The sequence below is a fragment of the Streptomyces hoynatensis genome (assembly GCF_003626535.1).
Classification (GTDB): domain Bacteria; phylum Actinomycetota; class Actinomycetes; order Streptomycetales; family Streptomycetaceae; genus Streptomyces; species Streptomyces hoynatensis.
In genome coordinates this window covers 250,021-271,100 of sequence record NZ_RBAL01000007.1, presented here as the reverse complement: position 1 = coordinate 271,100, position 21,080 = coordinate 250,021, and the positions used below count along the sequence as shown (strand labels likewise).

The window sequence follows — 21,080 nt, the reverse complement described above, 5'->3', positions numbered from 1 at the left end:
CGGGGCGGGGTTGCACCCCGAGGACCCCGACGCCAAGGAGCCTTTCCGTGCCACACGCCCGCCGGATCGCGATGCTCAGCGTCCACACCTCGCCGCTCGACCAGCCGGGCACCGGCGACGCGGGCGGGATGAACGTCTACGTCGTCGAGCTCTCCAGGCAACTGGCCGCGCTGGGCACCGAGGTGGAGATCTTCACCCGGGCCACCGCCGGGCACCTGGCCCCCGCGGTGGAGCTGGCGCCCGGAGTCCTGGTGCGGCACGTGGACGCCGGGCCCTACCAGGGGCTCAGCAAGGAGGAGCTGCCCGCGCAGCTGTGCGCCTTCACCCACGGCGTCATGCAGATCTGGGCCGGCGAGCACCCCGGCTACTTCGATCTGGTGCACTCGCACTACTGGCTCTCCGGGCAGGTCGCCTGGCTGGCCGCGCAGCGCTGGGGGGTCCCGCTGGTGCACCAGATGCACACCATGGCGAAGGTGAAGAACGCCTCCCTGGCCACCGGTGACACCCCGGAGCCGGCCGCCCGCATCATCGGCGAGACGCAGGTGGTGCGGGCGGCGGACCGGCTGATCGCCAACACCGCCGAGGAGGCGGACGAGCTGGTGCGGCACTACGCCGCGGACCCGGGGCGCACCGCCGTGGTCCACCCCGGCGTGAACCTCGCCACCTTCCGGCCGGCCGGGGACCGGGCGGCGGCCAGGGCCAGGCTCGGACTGCCGCGGGACGCGCTCGTGCCCCTGTTCGTGGGCCGCATCCAGCCGCTGAAGGCGCCCGACATCCTGCTGCACGCCGTGCGCGAACTCCTCGACGCCGAGCCCTCGTTGCGCGGGCGCCTGGTCGTGCCCGTGGTCGGCGGGCCCTCGGGCAGCGGGCTGGCGAGGCCGGAGCGGATGCAGCGGCTCGCCGCCCGTCTCGGGATCGCCGACCTGGTCGAGTTCAGGCCGCCGGTCTCCCAGCCCGAGCTGGCCGACTGGTACCGGGCGGCGACGGTGCTGGTGATGCCGTCCTACAGCGAGTCCTTCGGCCTGGCCGCCGCCGAGGCACAGGCCTGCGGCACCCCGGTGATCGCCGCGGCCGTCGGCGGGCTGCCCGTCGTGGTGCGCGACCGGGAGACCGGCTACCTGGTGCGGGGGCACGACCCGGCCGACTACGCCCGCGTCCTGCGCCGCTTCGCCGACGACCCCGGGCTCTGCGACCGGCTGGGGGCGGCCGCGGCGCGGCACGCCAGGCGCTTCGGCTGGAAGGCCACCGCCGGCGGCACCCTGGCCGTGTACGCGGACGCCATCGCCGAGCGCCGCTTCCGCCGTCCGCACCTCGCCGGAGCCTGACGCGCCGCCCCGCTGCGCCTACGATGCGGCCCATGGCTGATCCCGCCCCGCGCAAGGACCCCACGGCACGGCCCGCGGCCGGGCCCGCGCGAGAGCCCGCGGCCGGGGCCGAGCCCGCCGCCGCGGCCGGGCCCGCCGCCGAACGGGCGCTGGCCGCCGCGCTGCGCGACAGCGGCGCCGAGTGGGAGCGCACGGGACCCGGCCGTTACGTGGTCACCCTCCCCGGCAGCAGGAAGCTGAGCACGGCCTGCTCGCTGGTGCTCGGGCGGCACTCGCTCTCGGTCAACGCCTTCGTGATCAGGCGCCCGGACGAGAACCACGCCGAGGTGCACCGCTGGCTGCTGGAGCGCAACACCCGCATGTACGGGGTGGCCTGGGCGATCGACCGGCTCGGCGACATCTACCTGGCCGGCCGGCTGCCGCTGGCCGTGGTCACCCCGCAGGAGGTCGACCGGCTCCTGGGCACCGTCCTCGAACAGGCCGACGGCGCCTTCAACACCCTCCTCGAACTCGGCTTCGCCACGGCCATCAGGAAGGAGTACGCCTGGCGGGTCTCCCGCGGCGAGTCCACGCGCAACCTCGACGCCTTCGCCCACCTCACCCGGCCCGCGGAGCCGCGGCCGGGGGAGCCGCGGCCGGGGGAGCGGCGGCCCGGCGCGTAGGCGAGCAGGCCCCGGCCCGCGGGCGGCCGCGCGAGGGGGGATCGCCGGGGCCGAACCGCCGCCCCGGCACCCCGCCGTCTAGGCTCGAAGCCATGGCCGACTCACCGTACAAGCTGATCCTGCTCCGCCATGGCGAGAGCGAGTGGAACGCGAAGAACCTGTTCACCGGCTGGGTGGATGTCAACCTGACGGAGAAGGGCGAGAAGGAGGCGGTCCGCGGCGGTGAGCTGCTCAGGGACGCCGGCCTGCTCCCCGACGTGCTGCACACCTCGGTCCTGAAGCGGGCGATCCGCACCGCCAACCTGGCGCTCGACGCCGCCGACCGGGCCTGGGTCCCGGTCCGCCGCTCCTGGCGGCTCAACGAGCGGCACTACGGCGCGCTCCAGGGCAAGGACAAGGCCGCCACGCTCGCCGAGTTCGGCGAGGAGCAGTTCATGAAGTGGCGCCGCTCCTACGACACCCCGCCGCCTGAGCTCGCCGACGGCGCCGAGTGGTCGCAGAGCGAGGACCCGCGCTACGAGATGATCCCCTCCGAGCTGCGGCCGCGCACCGAGTGCCTCAAGGACGTCGTCGCCCGGATGCTGCCCTACTGGTACGACGGCATCGTCCCCGACCTGCTCACGGGCCGCACCGTCCTGGTCGCCGCCCACGGCAACAGCCTGCGCGCCCTGGTCAAGCACCTGGACGGCATCTCCGACGAGGACATCGTCGGCCTGAACATCCCGACGGGCATCCCCTGCGTCTACGAGCTGGACGCCGACTTCCACCCGCTCACCCCCGGCGGCAGGTACCTCGACCCCGCAGCCGCCGCGGCGGCCATCGAGGCCGTGAAGAACCAGGGCAGGAAGTAACCGGAACCGATCGAGGCGGCTCCCTTCCGTTCACGGCGTACGGCCCGGCCTCCTGACCGGGCCGTACGCCGCGGTTCGCGTCTTGCCTCGATCCGTTCGGTGCCTGTGCCCCGCAGGCAGCACCGCGCGCCGACGCGTGCTGGGTCGTGATCGCGCACGCCACGGTGGTCCGCAACGCGTACATTCGACCGGCGTGCTGGTGCCCCGACGTCAGCGCAGGCACGCTCTGAGAGCTGCGGTCAGCTCTGAGACGAATACCTTCCACGAGGTCACCTCGCTGACAGGGCCCTCCACGTCGAGCAATTCGAGAAGCCGATGTCGGTTCCGAGGGAAACGCTTGTTGAGCTCTTCGAGTCGGCGGCCTCTCAGCTCGCTCGCCTTGGCGATCGTTTCCTTCAAGAATTTCTTCGGATCTGGAAGCTTTTCCACCGAAGAAGCCTTGGGTAGTTGCAGATTGACGCGACCTCTCGGATTTCCGGCTACTTGGCGAATGGCTGCTTCGTCCAGCAAGAGCCAGGCCTCCAGCATGCGCACCGGGATTACGGGCACGTAGGCCAGGCCCGGCCAGGCGGCAGCAGCCGATGTCGATATCTCGTCGCGTCTGGCTTCGGTGGAAAACTTATCCGCGTCGCGATGCGGCAGGGCGAGATCGTAATCATCGCTCAGACGCCGTACCGCTTGGAGCTTGTCCGATACCTCGCGCCCTACCGGCTGGCGAAGCCACGAAAGATCGGGGGCGCTGACAATGACGGGCGCCTCTACTTGGGCGGCGATCTTTTCGATGTGGGGAACGAGCCCCCCATCGCTGCTGCCCTCGCTGAGAAAGAGAACCCGCAGCGTCATGCGGCACCTCTGCCGATCGTGAGCTGAGCCCCCGGCGGAGTTTCCAGGTAGGGGAGGATGTCGGTCTTCGTGACATAATTCCGCGTTCCCGAAGCGCGCCAGGTTCCCTCAAGCGGACGCAGACGGAGTCGTCTTGTCACGTCGCCTGATGCGGCCTTGTAAGCCTCGGTGTCGGCAAACAGCAGGTCCCCGCGGTCGACCAGTTGAACGACTCCCGGGGAGTGGGTATTGATGAGGACCTGGCGAAGCGGATTATCGTCGCCCGGGGTCCCCGTGGGGTCAACGGCGAGATCCCGGACCAGCCCAACCATTGCGGGGAGGTTTCCCGGATGGATACCGTTTTCCGGTTCCTCCATGCACACGAGACCACGCACCTCGGGATCTTCGAGCAGCACACACAACGCAAGAAATCGGAGAGTTCCCTCCGACAGGCTTCGCGCGGGCAGGACCATCCCGCTGATCTCATGCAGCCGGATGGTCAACAGTTGCCGCACGTCGTCTTCCTGAACGTCGAGCGTGCGTACCTGGAGTCCGGACAGGTCCGAAAGGCGGCCGGCGACTCGTGCGTAGACGCGCGAGGGGTCGTCGCCGGAATCTGTGTCCTGCAATGCAATGCGGAAGAGAGCACCGGGTAGGTGAAGCCCATTTGGCCCTATCGAGCGTGGGTCCACGTATTGGTCCGAACTGCGCAGCGCCGAAGGCTCCAAGGCAAGGCGACGCCACGATTGCATCTCCCGGCGAGCCGCGAGGATGGTCGGGTCGTCGCTTGAGGTCACGGTGGAGACCACCGTGGCCCGGGCCCGCGATGCAGCCGCCGGACGCGGCTGCCCGCGACTGCCTCCGTCCTGATGAATACGGATCACGGGATCGCCCTCCTCGACGGAGGTTGAGATGAAGGAGGTGCCGTAGCGTTTGCTCCTGATCATCCTGTCGCGAAAGCGTTGCTTGCTGTGGGGGAATCGCAATCGTGTGAGCGCGTCCCCCTTGCGGATATAACCGAGGCTTTCGTGGAGGAGGGTCAGCCTACCGATTTTTTCCGCGCCGGTGGGTGGTTGATATCCCAATTCGAGCTCATAGCGCAGGAATGAAGATGTCGGTGGCTCAGAAATTCTTCCGAAGTCATCCTCGACCGGCTCCGGGGGGACGATCATTTCTGCGGCAAAACGCATCCGATGTTCACCGGGTTCGTATCCGTTCCAAAATAGGTCCCGGGCGTCGCCGTGCCGCTCGCTGTGCGTTCCTCGGACCTCTTGGGCGGCCTCCATCAGGGGACGGTCGGCGAGGAGGCTCAGGAGCTGGATGGCGTCAAAGACGTTCGACTTTCCGGTTCCGTTCTCGCCTGCGATGCACGTGAAGGGGCCCAGCTCAACGGTCAGGTCGAGCAGATTTTTGAACCCGCTCACCTCAAGGCGTGTCAGCACCTGTCCTCCCGGCTGGTTCCCTGGACCCCATGAGCAAGCAACAGGAAGAGGATATGTTCTCCCCTGCTGCGGGGGCGCCGCCTTGACCGCCCCGCCCGGGCCGGGGGGCGGTGAGGGCGCGGGCACGTACGCTCGGATGCATGAGCGAATCGGTGGCGGCCGGCGACCGGTGGGAGCACCGCCTGCTCCTGCCGGGCGAGCTGCTGACCGACGGCGCGGCCTCCGCCAGGCGCCGCGCCGCCCGCACGGGCCGCGACTGGCTCGTCGACGTCCTGTTCTTCGCGGCGGCCCTCGGCGTCTGGGCCCTGTTCACCCTCACCAGCCAGGACCGCGAGCAGCTGCCCGGGTGGCTGCTCGCGGTCGATCCCCCGCTGGGCGCGCTGGCCTGCCTGGCCCTGTGGTGGCGCCGCCGCTTCCCGCTGCTGCTCGCCCTCGCCGCGGTTCCGGTGGGCGCGGTGTCCGACAGCTGCTTCGGCGCGCTGAGCATCCTGCTGCTCAACCTCGGCCTGCGGGTGCCCTGGCGTCCCGCGCTGGCGGCCCTCGGCCTGCACCTGGCCGCCTGCGCGCCGTATGCGCTGCTCTACCTCGTCCCCGAGGACGGCGGCTGGGCGCCGGTGGCCTTCGTCCTCGCCTACTACCTGCTCCTCTTCGCCTGGGGCACGGGCGTGCGGGTGCGGCGGGAGCTGGTGCTGCGGCTGCGGGAGGACGCCAGGCGGGAGCGCGCCGAGCACGCCAGGCGGCTGGCCGAGGCCCGCCGCGCCGAACGGGTCGCGATCGCCAGGGAAATGCACGACGTGCTCGCGCACCGCATTTCCCTGCTCTCCGTGCACGCCGGTGCCCTCGCCTACCGCACCGGCCGGACGGCCGCCGAGGGCACGAGGCCGCTGACCGAGGCCGAGATCAGCGAGAGCGCGCAGACCATCAGGGACACCGCGCACCAGGCCCTGGAGGAGCTGCGCGAGGTGCTGACCCTGTTGCGGGGCCGCCCGCCGGGGGACGGCGGAAGGGAGCCGGCGGCGCCCGGCATCTCCGCCCTGCCCGACCTGCTCGCCGAGGCCGAGTCCGCCGGGCAGCGGGTCACCCTCACCGAGTCCTGCGCCGGCGATCCGGGCGCCGCCCTGCGCGGCCCGGCGCAGCGCACCGTCTACCGCGTCGTCCAGGAGGGGCTGACCAACGCCCGCAAGCACGCACCGGGACTCCCCGTCGCGGTCCGGCTCGACGGCGGGCCCGGCGAGGGCCTGACCGTCCGGCTGCGCAACGCGCTGGCCGCCGGGCCGGCCCGCGCGGAGATCCCCGGCGCCGGGGCGGGCCTGGCCGGCCTTGAGGAACGCGTGGCCCTCGACGGCGGCAGCCTGAGCCACGGCCCGACGGCCGACGGCTGCTTCGAGCTGACCGCCACCCTTCCCTGGCCGGCGGCGGGCCCGGCCGCGGAGCGGACACCCGACGCGACGGGCGCGGCGGACACGACGGGCGCGGCGGACCTGCTCTCTTCCGCGGCGGAGCCGCCGTTGCCCGAGCCGCCACTGCCGGAACCGCCACTGCCGCAGCCGCCACTGCCGGAACCGCGCGGGCCGCGCTGAACGGCCGCCGCGCGAGAGCCGCACCGCGCCGCCCGCGGGAGAGGGGCGCCGGGCCCGGCAGGGCGCGCGGGCAGGGCGCGGGCGTGGCCCGCGCCGCGCCACGGCTCAGCCGCAGTTGCCCCCGCACTGGCAGGCGCGGCCCGACTGGCAGCCACAGGAGCAGCCCGAGGGGCATCCGCAGCCCCCGAGCAGCGGCAGCGGGCGGCGTTCCCTGGGCGGGGTCGTCGCGGGGCGGGGTATCGGGGCAGGCGCGGCGCTCATGGTCCCTCCTCGGCAGCGATGGGTCGCGGACCCCACGGGATGGGTCGCGGACTCCATGGGAACGCGCCGGACCGCGGGGACAAAACCGCGCACGACGGGCGCGCGGAAGCAGACCGCGCGCGCCACGGCGCGCTCACCACCCCCCGCCTCCCCGCGAGACCCCGGCCGCGCCCCCATGAGGCCGCCGCTGCCCGGGCCGCCCCCCACAACAAGGCCACCGCCGCGCGGGCCCTTGCCGCCGGCCGCCGCGCGGGCCGTCGCCTCGGGCCCTCGCCTCAGGCCGTCGCCTCGGGCTCCGGCACGAACTCGTCCGCGTGCTCGCCCGTCACCAGGTACACCACCCGGCGGGCGATCGACACCGCGTGGTCGGCGAAGCGCTCGTAATAGCGGCCGAGCAGCGTCACGTCGACGGCCGTCTCGATCCCGTGGTGCCAGCGGTCGTCGAGCAGGTGGCTGAAGAGCGTCCGGTGCAGCGAGTCCATCTCGTCGTCGTCCTGCTCCAGCTGCATGGCCAGCTCCACGTCCTTGGTGATCAGGACCTCGGTGGCCTTCGCCATCAGCCGCTGCGCCAGCTGCCCCATCTCCAGGATGGTCGCCGTCAGATCGCGCGGCACCGCCGAGTCGGGGAACCTGAGCCTGGCCACCTTCGCCACGTGCTGCGCCAGGTCGCCGCACCGCTCCAGGTCGGCGCTCATCCGCAGCGAGGTCACGACGATGCGCAGGTCGGTGGCCACCGGCTGCTGCCTGGCCAGCAGCGCGATCGCGGAGTTCTCCAGGTCGCGCTGCATCTCGTCGACCTTCTCGTCCCCGGCGATGACGCTCTCCGCCAGCTTCAGGTCCGCGTCCAGCATGGCGGTGGTGGCCCGGCCCATCGCCGAGCCGACGAACCGCGCCATCTCGACCAGGTTGTCGCTGATCGCGTCCAGTTCCTCGTGATATGCGTCACGCATGACTCACTGTCCTTCCTCACCCGCCAAGCCACCAAGCGTCTCAGGGCCAAAGCTCCGTCCGCAAAGCAGCCGCAGCCGCGCCCGCAAGTGAAGCATCGCTGTCGGCAAGGTGAACTCTCGCGGGCGTTCCGAAGAGCATCTCCAGTCACGCCTGTGGACCACCGGGGCGGCCCGCATAACCTGAGGATATGGACGTCAACGCGGCGGTCGCCGCAGTGGCCGCGATAGCCGGGCTGTGCACCGGCGTCGTCGCCATGCTGGCATTCCGGCTCAGCGAGCGTGAGCGTACGCGTCCGCACCGCGCCGTCCAGCCCCCCGTGGCCGTGCTGCCCCCCGGCGTGGACACCGTGCTGTCCGTGCTGCGCTCCTCGGCCGTGGTGCTCGACGAGAGCGACGGCGTGGTCAAGGCGAGCTCCGCGGCCTACGCCCTCGGGCTGGTGCGCGGCGGCAGGCTCGCCGTCGAGCCGATGCTGAAGATGGCCAGGGACACCAGGCGCGACGGGGAGATACGCCAGCTGGAGTTCGACCTCCCGCGCCGCGGGAAGGTGGGGCGGGCCGACGTGCTCGCCCTCTCGGCGCGCTCCGCGCCGCTGGGCGCCCGCCTGGTGCTGCTGCTCGTCGAGGACCTCACCGAGGCCCGCCGCATCGAGGCGGTCAGGCGCGACTTCGTGGCCAACGTCAGCCACGAGCTGAAGACCCCGGCCGGGGCGCTCTCGCTGCTCTCCGAGGCGGTGCTCGACGCCGCGGACGACCCGGAGGCAGTGACCCGCTTCGCCGGCCGGATGCAGAACGAGGCGACCCGCCTCACCAACCTCATCCAGGAGCTGATCGACCTCTCCCGGGTGCAGGACAACGACATGCTGACCCACGCCGAGCTGGTGCCGGTCGAGGAGCTGGTCACCGAGGCGATCGACCGCTGCCGCCAGCAGGCGGGCAGCAAGCACATCACCATCGCCACCGGCGGCACCGCGGGCCTCACCGTCTGGGGCAACCGCGGACAGCTCGCCGCCGCGCTCGGCAACCTGGTGGAGAACGCGGTGAACTACAGCCCGCCGCACACCAGGGTGGCCATCGCCGGCAGCAAGGTGCAGGCCCCGGGCGGCGACCTCGTCGAGATCGCCGTCACCGACCAGGGCATCGGCATCAGCGAGGCCGACCGGGAGCGCATCTTCGAGCGCTTCTACCGGGTCGACCCGGCGCGGTCCCGCGCCACCGGCGGCACGGGCCTCGGCCTGGCCATCGTCAAACACGTGGCCGCCTCGCACGGCGGGGAGGTCCAGGTATGGAGCGCCGAGGGACAGGGCTCCACCTTCACCCTGCGGCTGCCGGAACCGACCAGCGCGCAGGAACGCCACCTCGCCGCCCGCCGCAAGCGGGACGGCTTCGGTGGCACTCTTCATGAACCGGCCGAGTTTCCAGAGGGCGCCGACGCGGACGTCGCTCCGGAGCCGCACTCCACCCGCACCGACAATCCTGCCCGGGAGGTCCTCCCGTGACCCGAGTGCTCGTCGTCGAGGACGAGGAGTCGTTCAGCGACGCTCTTTCGTACATGCTCCGCAAGGAAGGCTTCGAGGTCGCCATCGCGGCCACGGGCCCGGAAGGACTGGACGAGTTCGAACGCAACGGCGCCGATCTGGTGCTGCTCGACCTGATGCTGCCCGGCCTGCCGGGCACCGAGGTCTGCCGCCAGCTGCGGGGCCGTTCCAACGTGCCGGTCATCATGGTGACCGCCAAGGACAGCGAGATCGACAAGGTGGTCGGCCTCGAGATAGGGGCCGACGACTACGTGACCAAGCCCTTCTCCTCCCGCGAGCTGGTGGCGCGCATCCGCGCGGTGCTGCGCCGCAGGGGCGAGTCGGAGGAGGAGAGCCCGGCCGCCCTGGAGGCGGGGCCGGTCCGGATGGACGTGGACCGGCACGTGGTCACCGTCTCCGGCCGGAAGGTCGACCTGCCCCTGAAGGAGTTCGACCTGCTGGCGATGCTGCTGCGCAACGCCGGGCGGGTGCTCACCAGGATGCAGCTGATCGACCGCGTCTGGGGCGCCGACTACGTGGGCGACACCAAGACGCTCGACGTCCACGTGAAGCGGCTGCGCGCCAAGATCGAGCCCGACCCGGGCGCCCCCCGCTTCCTGGTCACCGTCCGCGGCCTCGGCTACAAGTTCGAGCCCTGACCGGCGGGCGTGGCCGGGCGCGCCCCGGCCGAACGCCCCCGCACGCCGAACGCCCCACGCTCCGGCGCCCCGCCACCTGGCGGGACGCGGGGGAGTGGGGCGTCCTGACGACGTGCGGCCGGCGGGCGGGCCCGGCCGGCGGGCGGTGGACTCAGCCGTCCAGCGAGGCGCCCTCGCCCTCGGTGCCCTCGGCACCCTCGGTGTTCGCCGTGCCCTCGGTGCCCTGGGCGCTCTCCGTGCCCTCGGTGCTCCCGGCGCCCTCCGTGGCCTCCTCGCCCGAGGCGCCCTCGGCCTGCCCGGAACCCTCCGTGCCTTCCGGGCCCTCGGTGCCCTCGGTGCCGGCCGTGCCTTCGGTCCCTTCGGCGCCCGCGGTGCCTTCGGTGCCCTCGCCCTCCGTCGCGCCGCCCGCGCCCTCGGCCGTCGCCTCGCCGGTGCCCTCGGCCGAGCCCTGCGGCTCCCCGGCCGGGGCCTCCTCGTCCGTCGAGGGGGTGGGGGTCGCGCCCCATTCGGAGAAGTCGGCCAGCAGGTCGGAGTCGTCCACGACCTGCGCCCGCAGCTCGATGTCCCCGGTCTCGCTGAGCACGAAGACCACCCGCTGGGCGTTCCCCAGCGCGATGTCGCCGGACTGCGGGTCGGCGATGACCGCGGAGGCGTTGCCCTCGCCGCCGAGCGCGAGGGAGCCGTGCGCGGGCACCACGAGGTCGCTCTCGCCCTCGGCCGGGCCGAGCTCGACGCGGGAGCCGGAGCCGGGGAGCTGGACGGCCTCCAGGGTCTGGTCCCGGTCGCTGCCGTTGAAGACGCGGCCGACGACCGCGCCCGGGTCCTCGGACGAGCCCTGCGGCAGGACGATGCTGACGTTCTGCACCTTGATGTCGTCCACCTGGGCGGACGCCACGTCCGGCTTGATCTCGCTGGTCGCGGCGTCGGTACCGGCACCGCAGGCCGTCAGCCCGGCGATCGAGAACGCGAAGAAGGCGGCGGCCACGCCGCGTCGAAGGCTGCTGCTCACGGCGGCGGCATCTCCTCGGACGGTCAGGATGATCTATCGGGGCACAGGGTACCGACCGCCCCAGTCCCGGCCGCACCCGGCCCTGCCTTGCGTGGCCCCGCGGGACCGGACGGGCGGCCCCCGCACCCTCGCCGCACCCACCCGGCGACCCCGGTCGCCCGAGCGTGTCCGGCCGGGAGCACAATGTGAGTGCGGCCTCTCGGGGCGGCGGCCGGCGCGGGCAATGCGCCGGTGGCGAGGGCGCCGGGCGCGGGAAATGCGGTTATCGCGCGCGGCCCTTGCGATGTTCCTGTGGGTTCCTGGGGAGTTCCGTGGCGACTTCCGGGCGGAGAAGTCAGCCGGGTCTTGTTGATCAATTCTTCGAGACGGGCACTGGTGGCTGAACCCATTCCGTCAACTGCGACAAATCGGACAGCTTTCCCCGCTTCGGGAAACTTCTTTGTGGCCTTCCGCGTCGAGTTCTGCCGAGATCTCCGGTCCTTCGGGGAGCGCCGAAACCCGGCTCTCACCTGCGGTTACCTGTCGCCCGGGGGCCCGCGCAGCACGCCACGGGCGTCCTTGTCAACCCCCGAGATATGGTCTGACCTGCGAAAACGTCATTCAAAGGGGCGTCTTCCCGTGTTAGGATGGAGAGCCACGGAAGGGGTACCTGTCACATGACGTTCAAGGTTGGCGACACCGTGGTCTATCCCCATCACGGGGCTGCGACGATCGAGGCCATCGAAACCCGCCCGATCAAGGGCGTGGACATGACTTACTTGGTGCTGAAGGTCGCCCAGGGTGACCTGGAAGTACGCGTGCCTGCGGAGAACGCCGAGCTGGTCGGCGTCCGCGACGTGGTCGGCCAGGACGGTCTCGACCGGGTCTTCGAGGTGCTGCGCGCGCCGTACGCCGAAGAGCCGACGAACTGGTCCCGCCGCTACAAGGCAAACCTGGAGAAGCTGGCGTCCGGCGACGTCATCAAGGTGGCCGAGGTCGTCCGTGACCTGTGGCGCCGTGAGCGCGAGCGGGGGCTGTCCGCGGGCGAGAAGCGCATGCTCGCCAAGGCGCGGCAGATCCTCGTGAGCGAGCTGGCGCTGGCCGAGGCCACCAACGAGGACAAGGCGGAGTCGCTGCTCGACGAGGTGCTCGCCTCCTGACGCGGCCGGCCGTGCCCCGTGGGGCGCGCCACCGCGAGGGCGGGCCGGCGGATGCGCGACCGGCATGCCGGGTCCGCACCGCACCGCATGACGGATATCCGGATTGCATATCCGGACCGCGTGCCGCCGGAATGTGAGAAACACAACCGGTTCACGCGTTCCGGCCTGATCGTGATCGAGTCACCGGAGATACCCCGGTTAATCGATCAGGTGAATACTCGTTTGCACGACGGTCACTTCACGGATCACTTCGCGCTCGGCCCGGCCGAAACCCGGGCAACCGCCGAGCCGATACCGGCCGATCGAAAACCGCACCCCGGCTCGTCCGGAGTGCCCTGGACTGCCGCAGCGCCCGAAAGGCATTCCCCCGTGCCACAACGGGCGCTGTGGCATGTACGGATCGTTCCCGCGGGTCTCCCTCAAGGGAGACGCGTGCCGGGCTGGTAAGGCTGGCTCGACCGGCGTGTCACGGAAGGGGCCGATCGCGTCGTGCCCGGCACGCTCAGGCCATACCCAACCCCGCCCCGTAAACAAACCTGCACCCGCCCTCCATGACAGACATCACACAGCCCCAGGACAGGCCCGCCCGTACCGCGGCCGTCATCCCCGCGGCGGGCCGCGGCGTCCGGCTCGGCCCCGGCCTTCCCAAGGCGATGCGGCAGCTCGGCGGGACGCCGATGCTCGTGCACGCCGTCCGCGCCATGTCGCGCGCCCACGCCGTCTCCCTCGTGGTGGTGGTCGCCCCGCCCGCGGAGGTGGCCACCGTGCGCGGGCTGCTCGACGAGTACCCGCCGCCCCGCGACGTCGAGCTGTGCGTGGTGCCGGGCGGCGCCACCCGGCAGGAGTCGGTGCGCCTCGGCCTCGCCGCGCTGCCCGAGGACGTCGAGGTGGTCCTGGTGCACGACGCCGCCCGCCCGCTGGTCCCGGCCGACACGGTGGACGCCGTCGCCGCCGCGGTCAGGGCCGGGGCCCCGGCCGTGGTGCCCGCGCTGCCGGTCACCGACACCGTGAAGCAGATCGCCGCCCCCGCCGGCAAGGGCGAGCCCGAGCCCGTGGTGGGCACGCCGGACCGGTCGCTGCTGCGGGCCGTCCAGACCCCGCAGGGCTTCGACCGGGCCACGCTCGCCGCCGCCCACGCGCGGCACGCCGAGGGCGACGCGACCGACGACGCGGGGCTCGTGGAACGGATGGGCGCCCCGGTGGTGCTGGTGCCAGGGCACGAGGAGGCGTTCAAGGTGACCCGCCCGCTCGACCTCGTGCTCGCCGAGGCCGTCCTCGCCCGCCGGAGGCTCAACGATGGTTTCTGAACAGGCAGTTGCCCAGGACGCGGGAGCGGGGCCCGGCTTCCCCCGCGTCCCCAGGGTGGGCGTCGGCACCGACGTCCACGCCTTCGAACGCGGCCGGCCGCTGTGGTGCGCGGGACTGCTGTGGCCCGAGGCGGAGTTCGGGCTCGCCGGGCACTCCGACGGGGACGTGGCCGCGCACGCCGCCTGCGACGCGCTGTTCTCCGCCGCGGGCATCGGCGACCTCGGCGCGCACTTCGGCACCGGCCGCCCCGAGTGGGCGGGGGCCGCGGGCACCGCCCTGCTGGCCGAGGCCGCGCGCCTGGTGCGGGCGGCCGGGTTCGAGATCGGGAACGTGGCCGTCCAGGTCGTCGGCGTCAGGCCCAAGATCGGCACGCGCCGGGCGGAGGCGCAGCGCGTCCTGTCCGAGGCGGCCGGCGCGCCCGTCGCCGTCTCGGGCACCACCTCCGACGGCCTCGGCCTGACCGGGCGCGGCGAGGGCCTCGCGGCCCTGGCCACCGCCCTGGTGCTGCCCGGGCCTCCGGGCGGGAAGTGAGCGCCCGGCAGCCCCGGTGCCGCACCGGCGCGGGGGAGGGCCCCCGCCGACTACTCTTGACGCGTGACCCTTCGCCTGTATGACACCAGTGCCAGGAAGATCCGTGACTTCACCCCGCTCGTGCCGGGCTGCGTCTCGATCTACCTGTGTGGCGCCACCGTGCAGGCACCCCCGCACATCGGGCACGTCAGGTCCGGGGTCAGCTTCGACATCATGAACCGCTGGTTCACCCACCGCGGCTACCGGGTGACGTTCGTGCGGAACGTCACGGACGTGGACGACAAGATCATCGCCAAGAGCGCCGAGCAGGGCCGCCCCTGGTGGGCCATCGCCTACGAGAACGAGCGGGCCTTCGGCGACGCCTACGCCGCCCTCGGCTGCCTGCCGCCCGGCTACGAGCCGCGCGCCACCGGGCACGTGCCCGAGATGATCGAGATGATGCGCGCGCTCGTCGAACGGGGCCACGCCTACGCGGCGGACGGCAACGTGTACTTCGACGTGCGCAGCTTCCCCGGCTACCTGCGGCTGTCCAACCAGGACCTCGACCACCTGCTGCAGCCGGAGGGCGAGGGCGAGACCGGCAAGCGCGACCCGCGGGACTTCGCCATGTGGAAGGCGGCCAAGCCGGGCGAGCCGAGCTGGGAGACCCCCTGGGGCCGCGGCCGGCCCGGCTGGCACCTGGAGTGCTCGGCGATGGCCCACAAGTACCTCGGCGGCGGCTTCGACATCCACGGCGGCGGCATCGACCTCGTCTTCCCGCACCACGAGAACGAGATCGCCCAGTCCAGGGCGTACGGCGACGAGTTCGCCCGGTACTGGGTCCACAACGCCTGGGTGACCATGGCCGGCGAGAAGATGAGCAAGTCGCTCGGGAACTCGGTCCTGGTCTCCGAGATGGTCAAGCGCTGGCGGCCCATCGTGCTGCGGTACTACCTGGGCACCCCGCACTACCGCTCCACCATCGAGTACAGCGAGGAGGCGCTGGCCGAGGCCGAGGCCGCCTTCGGCCGGATCGAGGGCTTCCTGCACCGTGCGGTCGAGCGCACGGGCGAGGTCGAGCCCTCGCCCACGGTGCCCGCCGACTTCGCCGACGCCATGGACGAGGACTTCGGGGTGCCGCAGGCGCTCGCCGCCGTGCACACCACCGTCAGGCAGGGCAACGCCGCCCTCGCCGAGGGCGACAAGGAGTCGGCCGCCGCGCTCGTCGGGCAGGTCAGGGGCATGCTCGGGGTGCTCGGTCTCGACCCCCTCGACCCGCAGTGGGCGGGCGGGGGCCGGGGCCGGGACGAGCGGCTGACCGGCGTGGTGGACACGCTGGTCGGGCTGGTCCTCGCCCAGCGGCAGGCCGCCCGCGAGCGCAAGGACTACGGCACCGCGGACGCGATCCGCGACGAACTCCAGGCCGCGGGGCTGGTCATCGAGGACACCCCCGACGGCCCCCGCTGGGAGCTGGGCTAGCACCCGCACGCGCCCGGGCGCGCCGCCCCGGACTTCCGACCGCACCGCCGAACGAGGAACAGATGCCAGGCAACAGCCAGCGCCGCAACCGGCGCACGAGCCAGAAGAAGGGCCCCCAGATCGGCAGCGGCGGCCAGCGGCGCAAGGGGCTCGAGGGCAAGGGCCCCACGCCGCCCGCCGAGTTGCGCCCCGGACACGCCAAGAAGCGTGCCGCGGACGCCAGGGCACGCCGTCAGCACGCCGCGCAGGCCGCCAGGCGCGGCAGGACGCCGAGTGAACTCGTCGTGGGGCGCAACGCGGTGCTCGAGGCGCTGCGGGCCGAGGTGCCGGCGAGCACGCTGTACGTGCAGCAGTTCCTCGACGCCGACGACCGGGTCACCGAGTCCGTCAAGCTGGCCGTGGACCGCGGCACGGTGCGCCTGGCCGAGGCGCCGCGCGCGGAGCTCGACCGGATCACCGGCGGGCTCAACCACCAGGGCCTCGTGCTGCAGGTGCCGCCCTACGCGTACGCGCACCCGGACGACCTGACCCGGGCCGCGTTCGAGGCGGGAGAGCAGCCGCTGATCGTGGCCCTGGACGGCGTCACCGACCCGCGCAACCTCGGCGCCGTCGTGCGCTCGGCGGCCGCCTTCGGCGGCCACGGCGTCGTGGTGCCCGAGCGGCGCGCGGCGGGGATGACCGCGGGGGCGTGGAAGACCTCGGCCGGAACGGCGGCCCGCACCCCCGTGGCCCGGGCCACCAACCTCACCAGGGCGCTGCAGTCCTACCGGAAGGCGGGGCTCACCGTGGTGGGCCTGGCCGCGGACGGCGAGGCGGAGCTGGCCGACGTGCCGGGACTGGCCGGCCCCCTCGTCGTCGTGGTGGGCAGCGAGGGCAAGGGGCTGTCCCGGCTGGTCGGCGAGACCTGCGACCTGCGGGTGCGCATCCCGATGCCGGGCGGCACCGAGTCGCTCAACGCGGGCGTCGCCGCCGGCATCGTGCTCTACGAGGCGGCCAGGCACCGGCGCTGAGCCGCGCCGGGGCGCGGGGGCGGCGGCCGGGCGTTTGACGGGTCGCGGACATGGTTTGTGGGGTCAAGGCAGTGTCTTAAGTCCTGTCACTCAGTTAGATGAGTGTGGACACCAGAACACCTCGCGGCCACTCGATGCACGAGCCGGAGCTGAGCATGGTCAAGGTGCCGTGCGACCCCGCCCAAGTCATCGTGAACCACGCCAGTTTCCGGGTTCAGCTCGCCACCCCGCCCCCGGTGAGCCTCGCGGTCGCCCAGCCCCCCCGGCTGTCCCGGGTGCCGGCGACGGCGCGCCGGCGGCCACTCGTGTGGACCGGGCGCAGCGCGCCGGGCGACCCGGGCGCGAGCACCCTGGTGCAGGCGGTCCGCAACGCGGGGCGGGTCGACATTCCCACCCAGGTGCTCCCACGCGTCACCCCCGTCGTCGCCGCGCCCCGCGCCCCGCAGGACGACCGGGCGACGCGGCTGCTGCCCTCGGTCGGCGGCCCGCGCGGCGCGGCCGAGGCCGCCGGCCCCGGGGCCGGCGGCGCGGCGGCGCCCGCCGGGCCGAAGACCGCGCAGGCCGCGGGCCACGGCGCCCCCGCCGAGCCGGAGCGGCGCAGGACGCGGCAGGCCGACGGCCGCCAGGCGTACTACCCCGGGCGGCGCGCCAGCCGCCTCAGCCTGGGCGTGGTGCTGCTGCCGCTGCGGGTGCTGCTCGGCTTCATCGCCCTCTACGCCGGCATGGGCAAGCTCACCGACCCCGTCTACTTCGACGGCGGGGACCGCGGCTCCCTCTACGCCTGGCTCGCCTCGCTGGAACCGTGGAGCGTCGCCACCCCCCTGCACGACTGGGCGCTCGCGCACCCGGTGGGGGCCGGGCTGACCGTCGCGTTCACCCAGATCCTCGTGGGCGTGCTGACGGTGTTCGGGCTGTGGCAGCGGCCGGCCGCCTCGCTCGGGGCGCTGCTCTCGCTCGCGCTGCTCGCCACCGTCAGCTGGCAGCAGGGCCCCGCCTACGACACCCCCGACATCATCCTGCTCGCGGCCTGGAGCCCGCTGGTGATCGCCGGGGCGCCGGTCTACTCGCTCGACGCCAGGCTGGCCGGCGAGGCCTGGCGCACCCTCGGGCCCAAGGCCACCCTCGGCGAGCTGCGCCGCCGGGTGCTGCGCCGCGGCGGCCTGCTGGCGGCGCTGCTCGGCGGCCTCGCCCTGCTGGTCGGGGCGATGCTCGGCGGGGCGGTGCGCTCCGCCCAGTTCCCCGAGGTGCCGGGCCCGGGCGAGCCGCCGCGCAACCACCTGCCGGGCGAGCGGCTGCCGGGCGAGGAGGAGCCGGGGGAAGGCGAGGCGGAGGCCACCCGGGGGCCGGGGGAGCAGGAGCGCCGGGAGGCCGGGGGCGAGAGCGCGGGCCGCGAGGAGGCGTCGGGGAAGGAAGGGACGGCCCCGGCCGGCCCGGAGGAGGGCGGCGCGGCGGGCGAGACGGCGGGGCCCGAGACGGCGCCGAGCGTGGAGCAGACCGTCCCGGCCCCGCCGCGTTCCGAGGCGCCGGCGCGGCAGCCGGCCCCGGAGGAGGCGCCGCCCGCCTCGGACTCGGGGGGCGCGGGCGCGAGCGAGCCGGGCCCGGGCTCCGAGGACGCCGAGGACGACGCCCCGTCGGACGACGGGGGTGAGCAGAGCAGCCCTGGCCCCATCGGCGGGCTGCTCGGTTAGGTGGGGTTCTCGGCTGAGGCGGCCGACGCCTGGCTCTTCCCCGCACGGCCGCGCGGCCGCACGGCCGCACGGTTTCCTGCACGTGGCAGCGGCTGCCCCGCGGCACGGGCGCGCCGGCCGGCGGCGGCCCGCAGGTTCCCGGGAGGTGACGTCGCCGCCCGGGCCGCCCCCTGAGGTGACGGGGCGGCCCGGGCGGCGGCGGGGGCGGCGATGAGTTTCCGGAACCGGGAGAGTCTCCTTGTCGTTGCCGGCACCCACGGAGAAAGGCAGGGAACACGTGGCTCAGCTGCTGAGAGTCCAGAACTTCACCGTCTCGAGCGACGGGATCGGCGCGGACGAGGGCCAGAGCCTGGAACGGCCCTTCGGCCGCGCCGTCGACCCGGCAAGGCTGTTCGCCTGGGCCGGAGCCACGGCGAGCTGGCCCGGCCGCACCGATCCCGGGGGCAGCCGGGGCCTCGACGACTACTTCACCCGGGACTTCACCCACCACATCGGTGCCGAGATCATGGGCCGCAACAAGTTCGGGCCCCAGCGGGGGCCCTGGCGGGACCACGAGTGGCGCGGCTGGTGGGGGGACGAACCCCCGTTCCACACCCCGGTGTTCGTCATGACGCACCACAAGCGTCCCTCGTTCCGCCTCTCCGACACCACCTTCCACTTCGTCGAGGGCGACCCGGCCACGGTCCTGGCGCAGGCGCGGGAGGCGGCGCAGGGCAAGGACGTGCGGCTCGGCGGCGGGGTCACCACCGTCCGGGAGTTCCTGGCGGCCGACCTCGTCGACACTTTGCACGTGGCGGTCCACCCGGCGACGTTCGGGTCGGGGCTGCGGCTGTGGGAGTCGCCCGACGAGCTGCTCGACCGGTTCCACCTGGAGGTCGTGCCCAGCCCGAGTGGCGTGCGGCACCACCTGTTCTGGCGGAAGTGACCGGGGCCCTCCGCCCGGCCCGGCAGGTTCCTCTCCCCGCCGCCCTCCTGTGACGCAGGTCACGAGAACGGCCGTCCCGCGACGGACATGACAGGGGGTGAAACATTCGATGCACGCCCGGATACGCGCCGGGGACCCGGAGGCATTCCGGGAGTTGTTTCGCGCCCATGCCCCCCTCGTCTACGGACATGCGCTGCGGGCGACCGGCGATCCGGCGCTGGCCGAGGACGTCGTCTCGCTCACCTTCCTGGAGGCGTGGCGGCTGCGCGGGCGCCTTCGTGAGGAGGGCGACTCGCCGCGGCCCTGGCTGATGGCGATCGCGGTGAACGTGCTGCGGAACGCGAGCCGGGCCAGGCGCCGCCACGAACGGGCGCTGGCCAGGCTGCCGCGTGGCGACAGCCTGCCCGACTTCGCCGAGGAGGTGGCCGGCCGCCTCGCCGACGCGGAGCGGCTGGCCGCGGCCCGCCGCGCGCTGGAGCGGCTGCGCCCCGCCGACCGCGAGGTCGTCGCGCTGTGCGTCTGGTCGGGGCTCGGCTACGCCGAGGCCGCCGCGGTGCTCGGCGTCCGCGAGGGCACGGTGCGCTCGCGGCTGTCCCGGGCCAGGAAGCGGCTGCGCGCCTGGACGGAGCGGGAGCTGGGCGGAGAAGCCAAGGCCCCCGGGGGGCGAGCCGGAGCCGACCGCCGGGTCCCGGCGGTCCGGCCGAGTCTGGAGAGGAACCGATGAACACGGAAGAATCCACCGTCCGCGAGGATCTGGCCCGGCTGCTGCCGCCGCCGGGCGATCCGGCGCTGCCGCCCGGCCGGCTCGGCGCCATCGAGGAGTTCCTGATGGGCGAGTTCACCGCGCGCGCCGCCGGGGCGCCCGAGCCGGGCGAGGCCGCAGGAACGGCAGGAGCCGCGGGTGGGGGGCCGGCGCCCGGCGGGCGCGGGATCCCGCGCCGCCTGCCCCGCCGGCTCGGCTGGGTCGCCGTCCCGGTGGCGGCCGCCCTGGCCGGCGGCGCGCTCGTCGTCCTCCCGCAGACGGGCGGCGGGTCTTCCGGCGGCGAGAGCGCCGCCACGGGCGACGTCACGGTGGGCGAGGCCGTCGACCGGATCGTCTACGCGGCCCTGCACGAGGAGGTCGCCGCGCCCGGGCCCGGCCAGTACGTGTACGTCCACACCCGGGTGGAGACCGAGACCTTTCCCCTGGCCTCGGTGGAGGAGCCCGACGTCTACCACCGCAACGAGGAGGGGCCGTACGAGCGGGAGTTGTGGCTCTCGCCCGACGGCACCGACGGCTGGGTCGAGGACCCGCACTTCCTCGGCGGGCACCGGACCGTGTACGCGCCCGAAGGGGTGGAGCAGGAGCTGTACGGGCCCGGGATGTTCACCGACGGCCAGTTCTGGCCCGACGACGCGGAGTACGAGCCGGCCAAGGCCCTGACGCCGACCTACGAGTTCCTGGCGAGCCTGCCCACCGACCCGCAGGAACTGCTCGACCTGGTCTACGCCGCCCCCGGCGTCGCGGACCGGGAGGACGGCGAGGGCAGGGACTACGCGGCGCTGCTGACCATCGGCTCCCTGATCGAGGAGGCGCTGCTGCCCCCGGAGCTCGCCGCGGCGATCTACCAGGCGGCGGCGGAGATACCCGGCGTGGAGCTGGAGACGGGCGTCGCCGACGCCGCCGGTCGTGCGGGGATCGCGCTGGCCTGGGACGACGGCGAGTTCCGCACGGAGTGGATCTTCGACGGGGACACGTACACCTACCTCGGGCAGCGGATCACCCAGCTCACCGCGGGCCGGGGTGTCGAGGCGGGGACCGTCCTGCGCGATTCCGCGGTGCTCGACCGGGCGGTCGTGGACCGGCCGCAGGAGCGGCCGGGGGAGGGGGCGGCCTGAGGGCCCCGGCCCCCGCGGGCGTCCCCCGGCGCGTGGGCGCCGGGGACGCCCCGGCGCTGCCCTGGTGC

Annotated in this window: 20 protein-coding genes; 15 read left to right on the top strand and 5 right to left on the bottom strand. The window is 73.6% G+C overall.

Annotation, left to right across the window (positions count from 1 at the left end; genetic code table 11):
- Positions 1-71: 71 nt before the first annotated feature.
- The 3 genes from mshA (at position 72) to D7294_RS15100 (ending at position 2,838) form a co-directional block, all read left to right on the top strand.
- Positions 72-1,325 carry a D-inositol-3-phosphate glycosyltransferase gene (gene mshA, locus D7294_RS15110; protein WP_120679769.1) on the top strand — a complete coding sequence of 418 codons (1,254 nt, stop codon included), beginning with the start codon at positions 72-74 and terminating at the stop codon, positions 1,323-1,325.
- A 32-nt stretch (positions 1,326-1,357) separates the two neighbouring features.
- Positions 1,358-1,987 carry a type III secretion system chaperone family protein gene (locus tag D7294_RS15105; RefSeq protein ID WP_120680003.1) on the top strand — a complete coding sequence of 210 codons (630 nt, stop codon included), beginning with the start codon at positions 1,358-1,360 and terminating at the stop codon, positions 1,985-1,987.
- A gap of 92 nt (positions 1,988-2,079) precedes the next feature.
- Entirely contained in the window at positions 2,080-2,838 is a 759-nt protein-coding gene (locus tag D7294_RS15100; RefSeq protein WP_120679767.1) for a phosphoglyceromutase, read from the top strand.
- Positions 2,839-3,048: 210 nt separating this feature from the next.
- On the opposite strand, the gene D7294_RS15095 is transcribed toward D7294_RS15100, so the two are convergent.
- Positions 3,049-3,681, bottom strand: coding sequence for a DUF4276 family protein (locus tag D7294_RS15095; protein WP_120679765.1), 633 nt, complete (start codon positions 3,679-3,681; stop codon positions 3,049-3,051).
- Positions 3,678-5,102, bottom strand: a complete 1,425-nt coding sequence (locus tag D7294_RS15090) for an AAA family ATPase (protein WP_120679763.1) — start codon at positions 5,100-5,102, stop codon at positions 3,678-3,680. Before D7294_RS15090 ends, D7294_RS15095 begins: the two co-directional genes overlap by 4 nt.
- 140 nt (positions 5,103-5,242) lie before the next feature.
- On the opposite strand from D7294_RS15090, the gene D7294_RS15085 reads away from it, so the two are divergent.
- Positions 5,243-6,682: a sensor histidine kinase gene (locus D7294_RS15085; RefSeq protein ID WP_120679761.1), complete on the top strand. Its 1,440-nt coding sequence runs from the start codon at positions 5,243-5,245 to the stop codon at positions 6,680-6,682.
- A gap of 105 nt (positions 6,683-6,787) precedes the next feature.
- Here the strand turns inward: D7294_RS15085 and D7294_RS31935 are convergent, their stop codons facing one another.
- Together D7294_RS31935 and phoU are read right to left on the bottom strand one after the other, a co-directional pair.
- Positions 6,788-6,943: a hypothetical protein gene (locus D7294_RS31935; protein WP_158674630.1), complete on the bottom strand. Its 156-nt coding sequence runs from the start codon at positions 6,941-6,943 to the stop codon at positions 6,788-6,790.
- Between the two features lie 275 nt (positions 6,944-7,218).
- Positions 7,219-7,893 (bottom strand): phosphate signaling complex protein PhoU, encoded by a 675-nt coding sequence (gene phoU / locus D7294_RS15080; RefSeq protein WP_120679759.1) that lies wholly within the window; start codon positions 7,891-7,893, stop codon positions 7,219-7,221.
- 188 nt (positions 7,894-8,081) lie between these two features.
- Between phoU and phoR the strand changes: the two genes are divergently transcribed.
- Together phoR and phoP are read left to right on the top strand one after the other, a co-directional pair.
- Complete coding sequence (phoR, locus tag D7294_RS15075) at positions 8,082-9,389, top strand: two-component system sensor histidine kinase PhoR (RefSeq protein ID WP_120679757.1); 1,308 nt, start codon at positions 8,082-8,084, stop codon at positions 9,387-9,389.
- Between the two features lie 5 nt (positions 9,390-9,394).
- Positions 9,395-10,066: a two-component system response regulator PhoP gene (phoP, locus tag D7294_RS15070; protein ID WP_479681729.1), complete on the top strand. Its 672-nt coding sequence runs from the start codon at positions 9,395-9,397 to the stop codon at positions 10,064-10,066.
- Between the two features lie 151 nt (positions 10,067-10,217).
- On the opposite strand, the gene D7294_RS15065 is transcribed toward phoP, so the two are convergent.
- Positions 10,218-11,075, bottom strand: coding sequence for a DUF461 domain-containing protein (locus D7294_RS15065; RefSeq protein ID WP_194117751.1), 858 nt, complete (start codon positions 11,073-11,075; stop codon positions 10,218-10,220).
- A gap of 656 nt (positions 11,076-11,731) precedes the next feature.
- Here D7294_RS15065 and D7294_RS15055 point away from each other — a divergent pair.
- From D7294_RS15055 to D7294_RS15015, 9 genes are all read left to right on the top strand, one after another.
- A complete protein-coding gene (locus D7294_RS15055; RefSeq protein WP_120679753.1) occupies positions 11,732-12,214 on the top strand; it encodes a CarD family transcriptional regulator in 483 nt (160 codons plus the stop codon).
- A 551-nt stretch (positions 12,215-12,765) separates the two neighbouring features.
- Positions 12,766-13,521 (top strand): 2-C-methyl-D-erythritol 4-phosphate cytidylyltransferase, encoded by a 756-nt coding sequence (ispD, locus tag D7294_RS15050; RefSeq protein ID WP_174248354.1) that lies wholly within the window; start codon positions 12,766-12,768, stop codon positions 13,519-13,521.
- Positions 13,511-14,053 carry a 2-C-methyl-D-erythritol 2,4-cyclodiphosphate synthase gene (ispF, locus tag D7294_RS15045; protein WP_120679751.1) on the top strand — a complete coding sequence of 181 codons (543 nt, stop codon included), beginning with the start codon at positions 13,511-13,513 and terminating at the stop codon, positions 14,051-14,053. Before ispD ends, ispF begins: the two co-directional genes overlap by 11 nt.
- A 63-nt stretch (positions 14,054-14,116) precedes the next feature.
- The gene (cysS, locus tag D7294_RS15040; protein ID WP_120679749.1) at positions 14,117-15,511 is read left to right on the top strand and encodes a cysteine--tRNA ligase; all 1,395 of its coding nucleotides are present in this window, start codon (positions 14,117-14,119) and stop codon (positions 15,509-15,511) included.
- 62 nt (positions 15,512-15,573) lie between these two features.
- Positions 15,574-16,521, top strand: coding sequence for a 23S rRNA (guanosine(2251)-2'-O)-methyltransferase RlmB (gene rlmB, locus D7294_RS15035; protein ID WP_120679747.1), 948 nt, complete (start codon positions 15,574-15,576; stop codon positions 16,519-16,521).
- A 98-nt stretch (positions 16,522-16,619) separates the two neighbouring features.
- Complete coding sequence (locus tag D7294_RS15030; RefSeq protein ID WP_120679745.1) at positions 16,620-18,209, top strand: DoxX family membrane protein; 1,590 nt, start codon at positions 16,620-16,622, stop codon at positions 18,207-18,209.
- Between the two features lie 277 nt (positions 18,210-18,486).
- Positions 18,487-19,134, top strand: a complete 648-nt coding sequence (locus D7294_RS15025) for a dihydrofolate reductase family protein (RefSeq protein WP_120679743.1) — start codon at positions 18,487-18,489, stop codon at positions 19,132-19,134.
- A 109-nt stretch (positions 19,135-19,243) separates the two neighbouring features.
- Positions 19,244-19,858, top strand: a complete 615-nt coding sequence (locus tag D7294_RS15020; protein WP_120679741.1) for an RNA polymerase sigma factor — start codon at positions 19,244-19,246, stop codon at positions 19,856-19,858.
- Positions 19,855-21,012, top strand: a complete 1,158-nt coding sequence (locus tag D7294_RS15015) for a CU044_5270 family protein (RefSeq protein WP_120679739.1) — start codon at positions 19,855-19,857, stop codon at positions 21,010-21,012. The genes D7294_RS15020 and D7294_RS15015 overlap by 4 nt, the downstream gene beginning before the upstream one ends.
- The last annotated feature ends 68 nt before the right edge of the window (positions 21,013-21,080 follow it).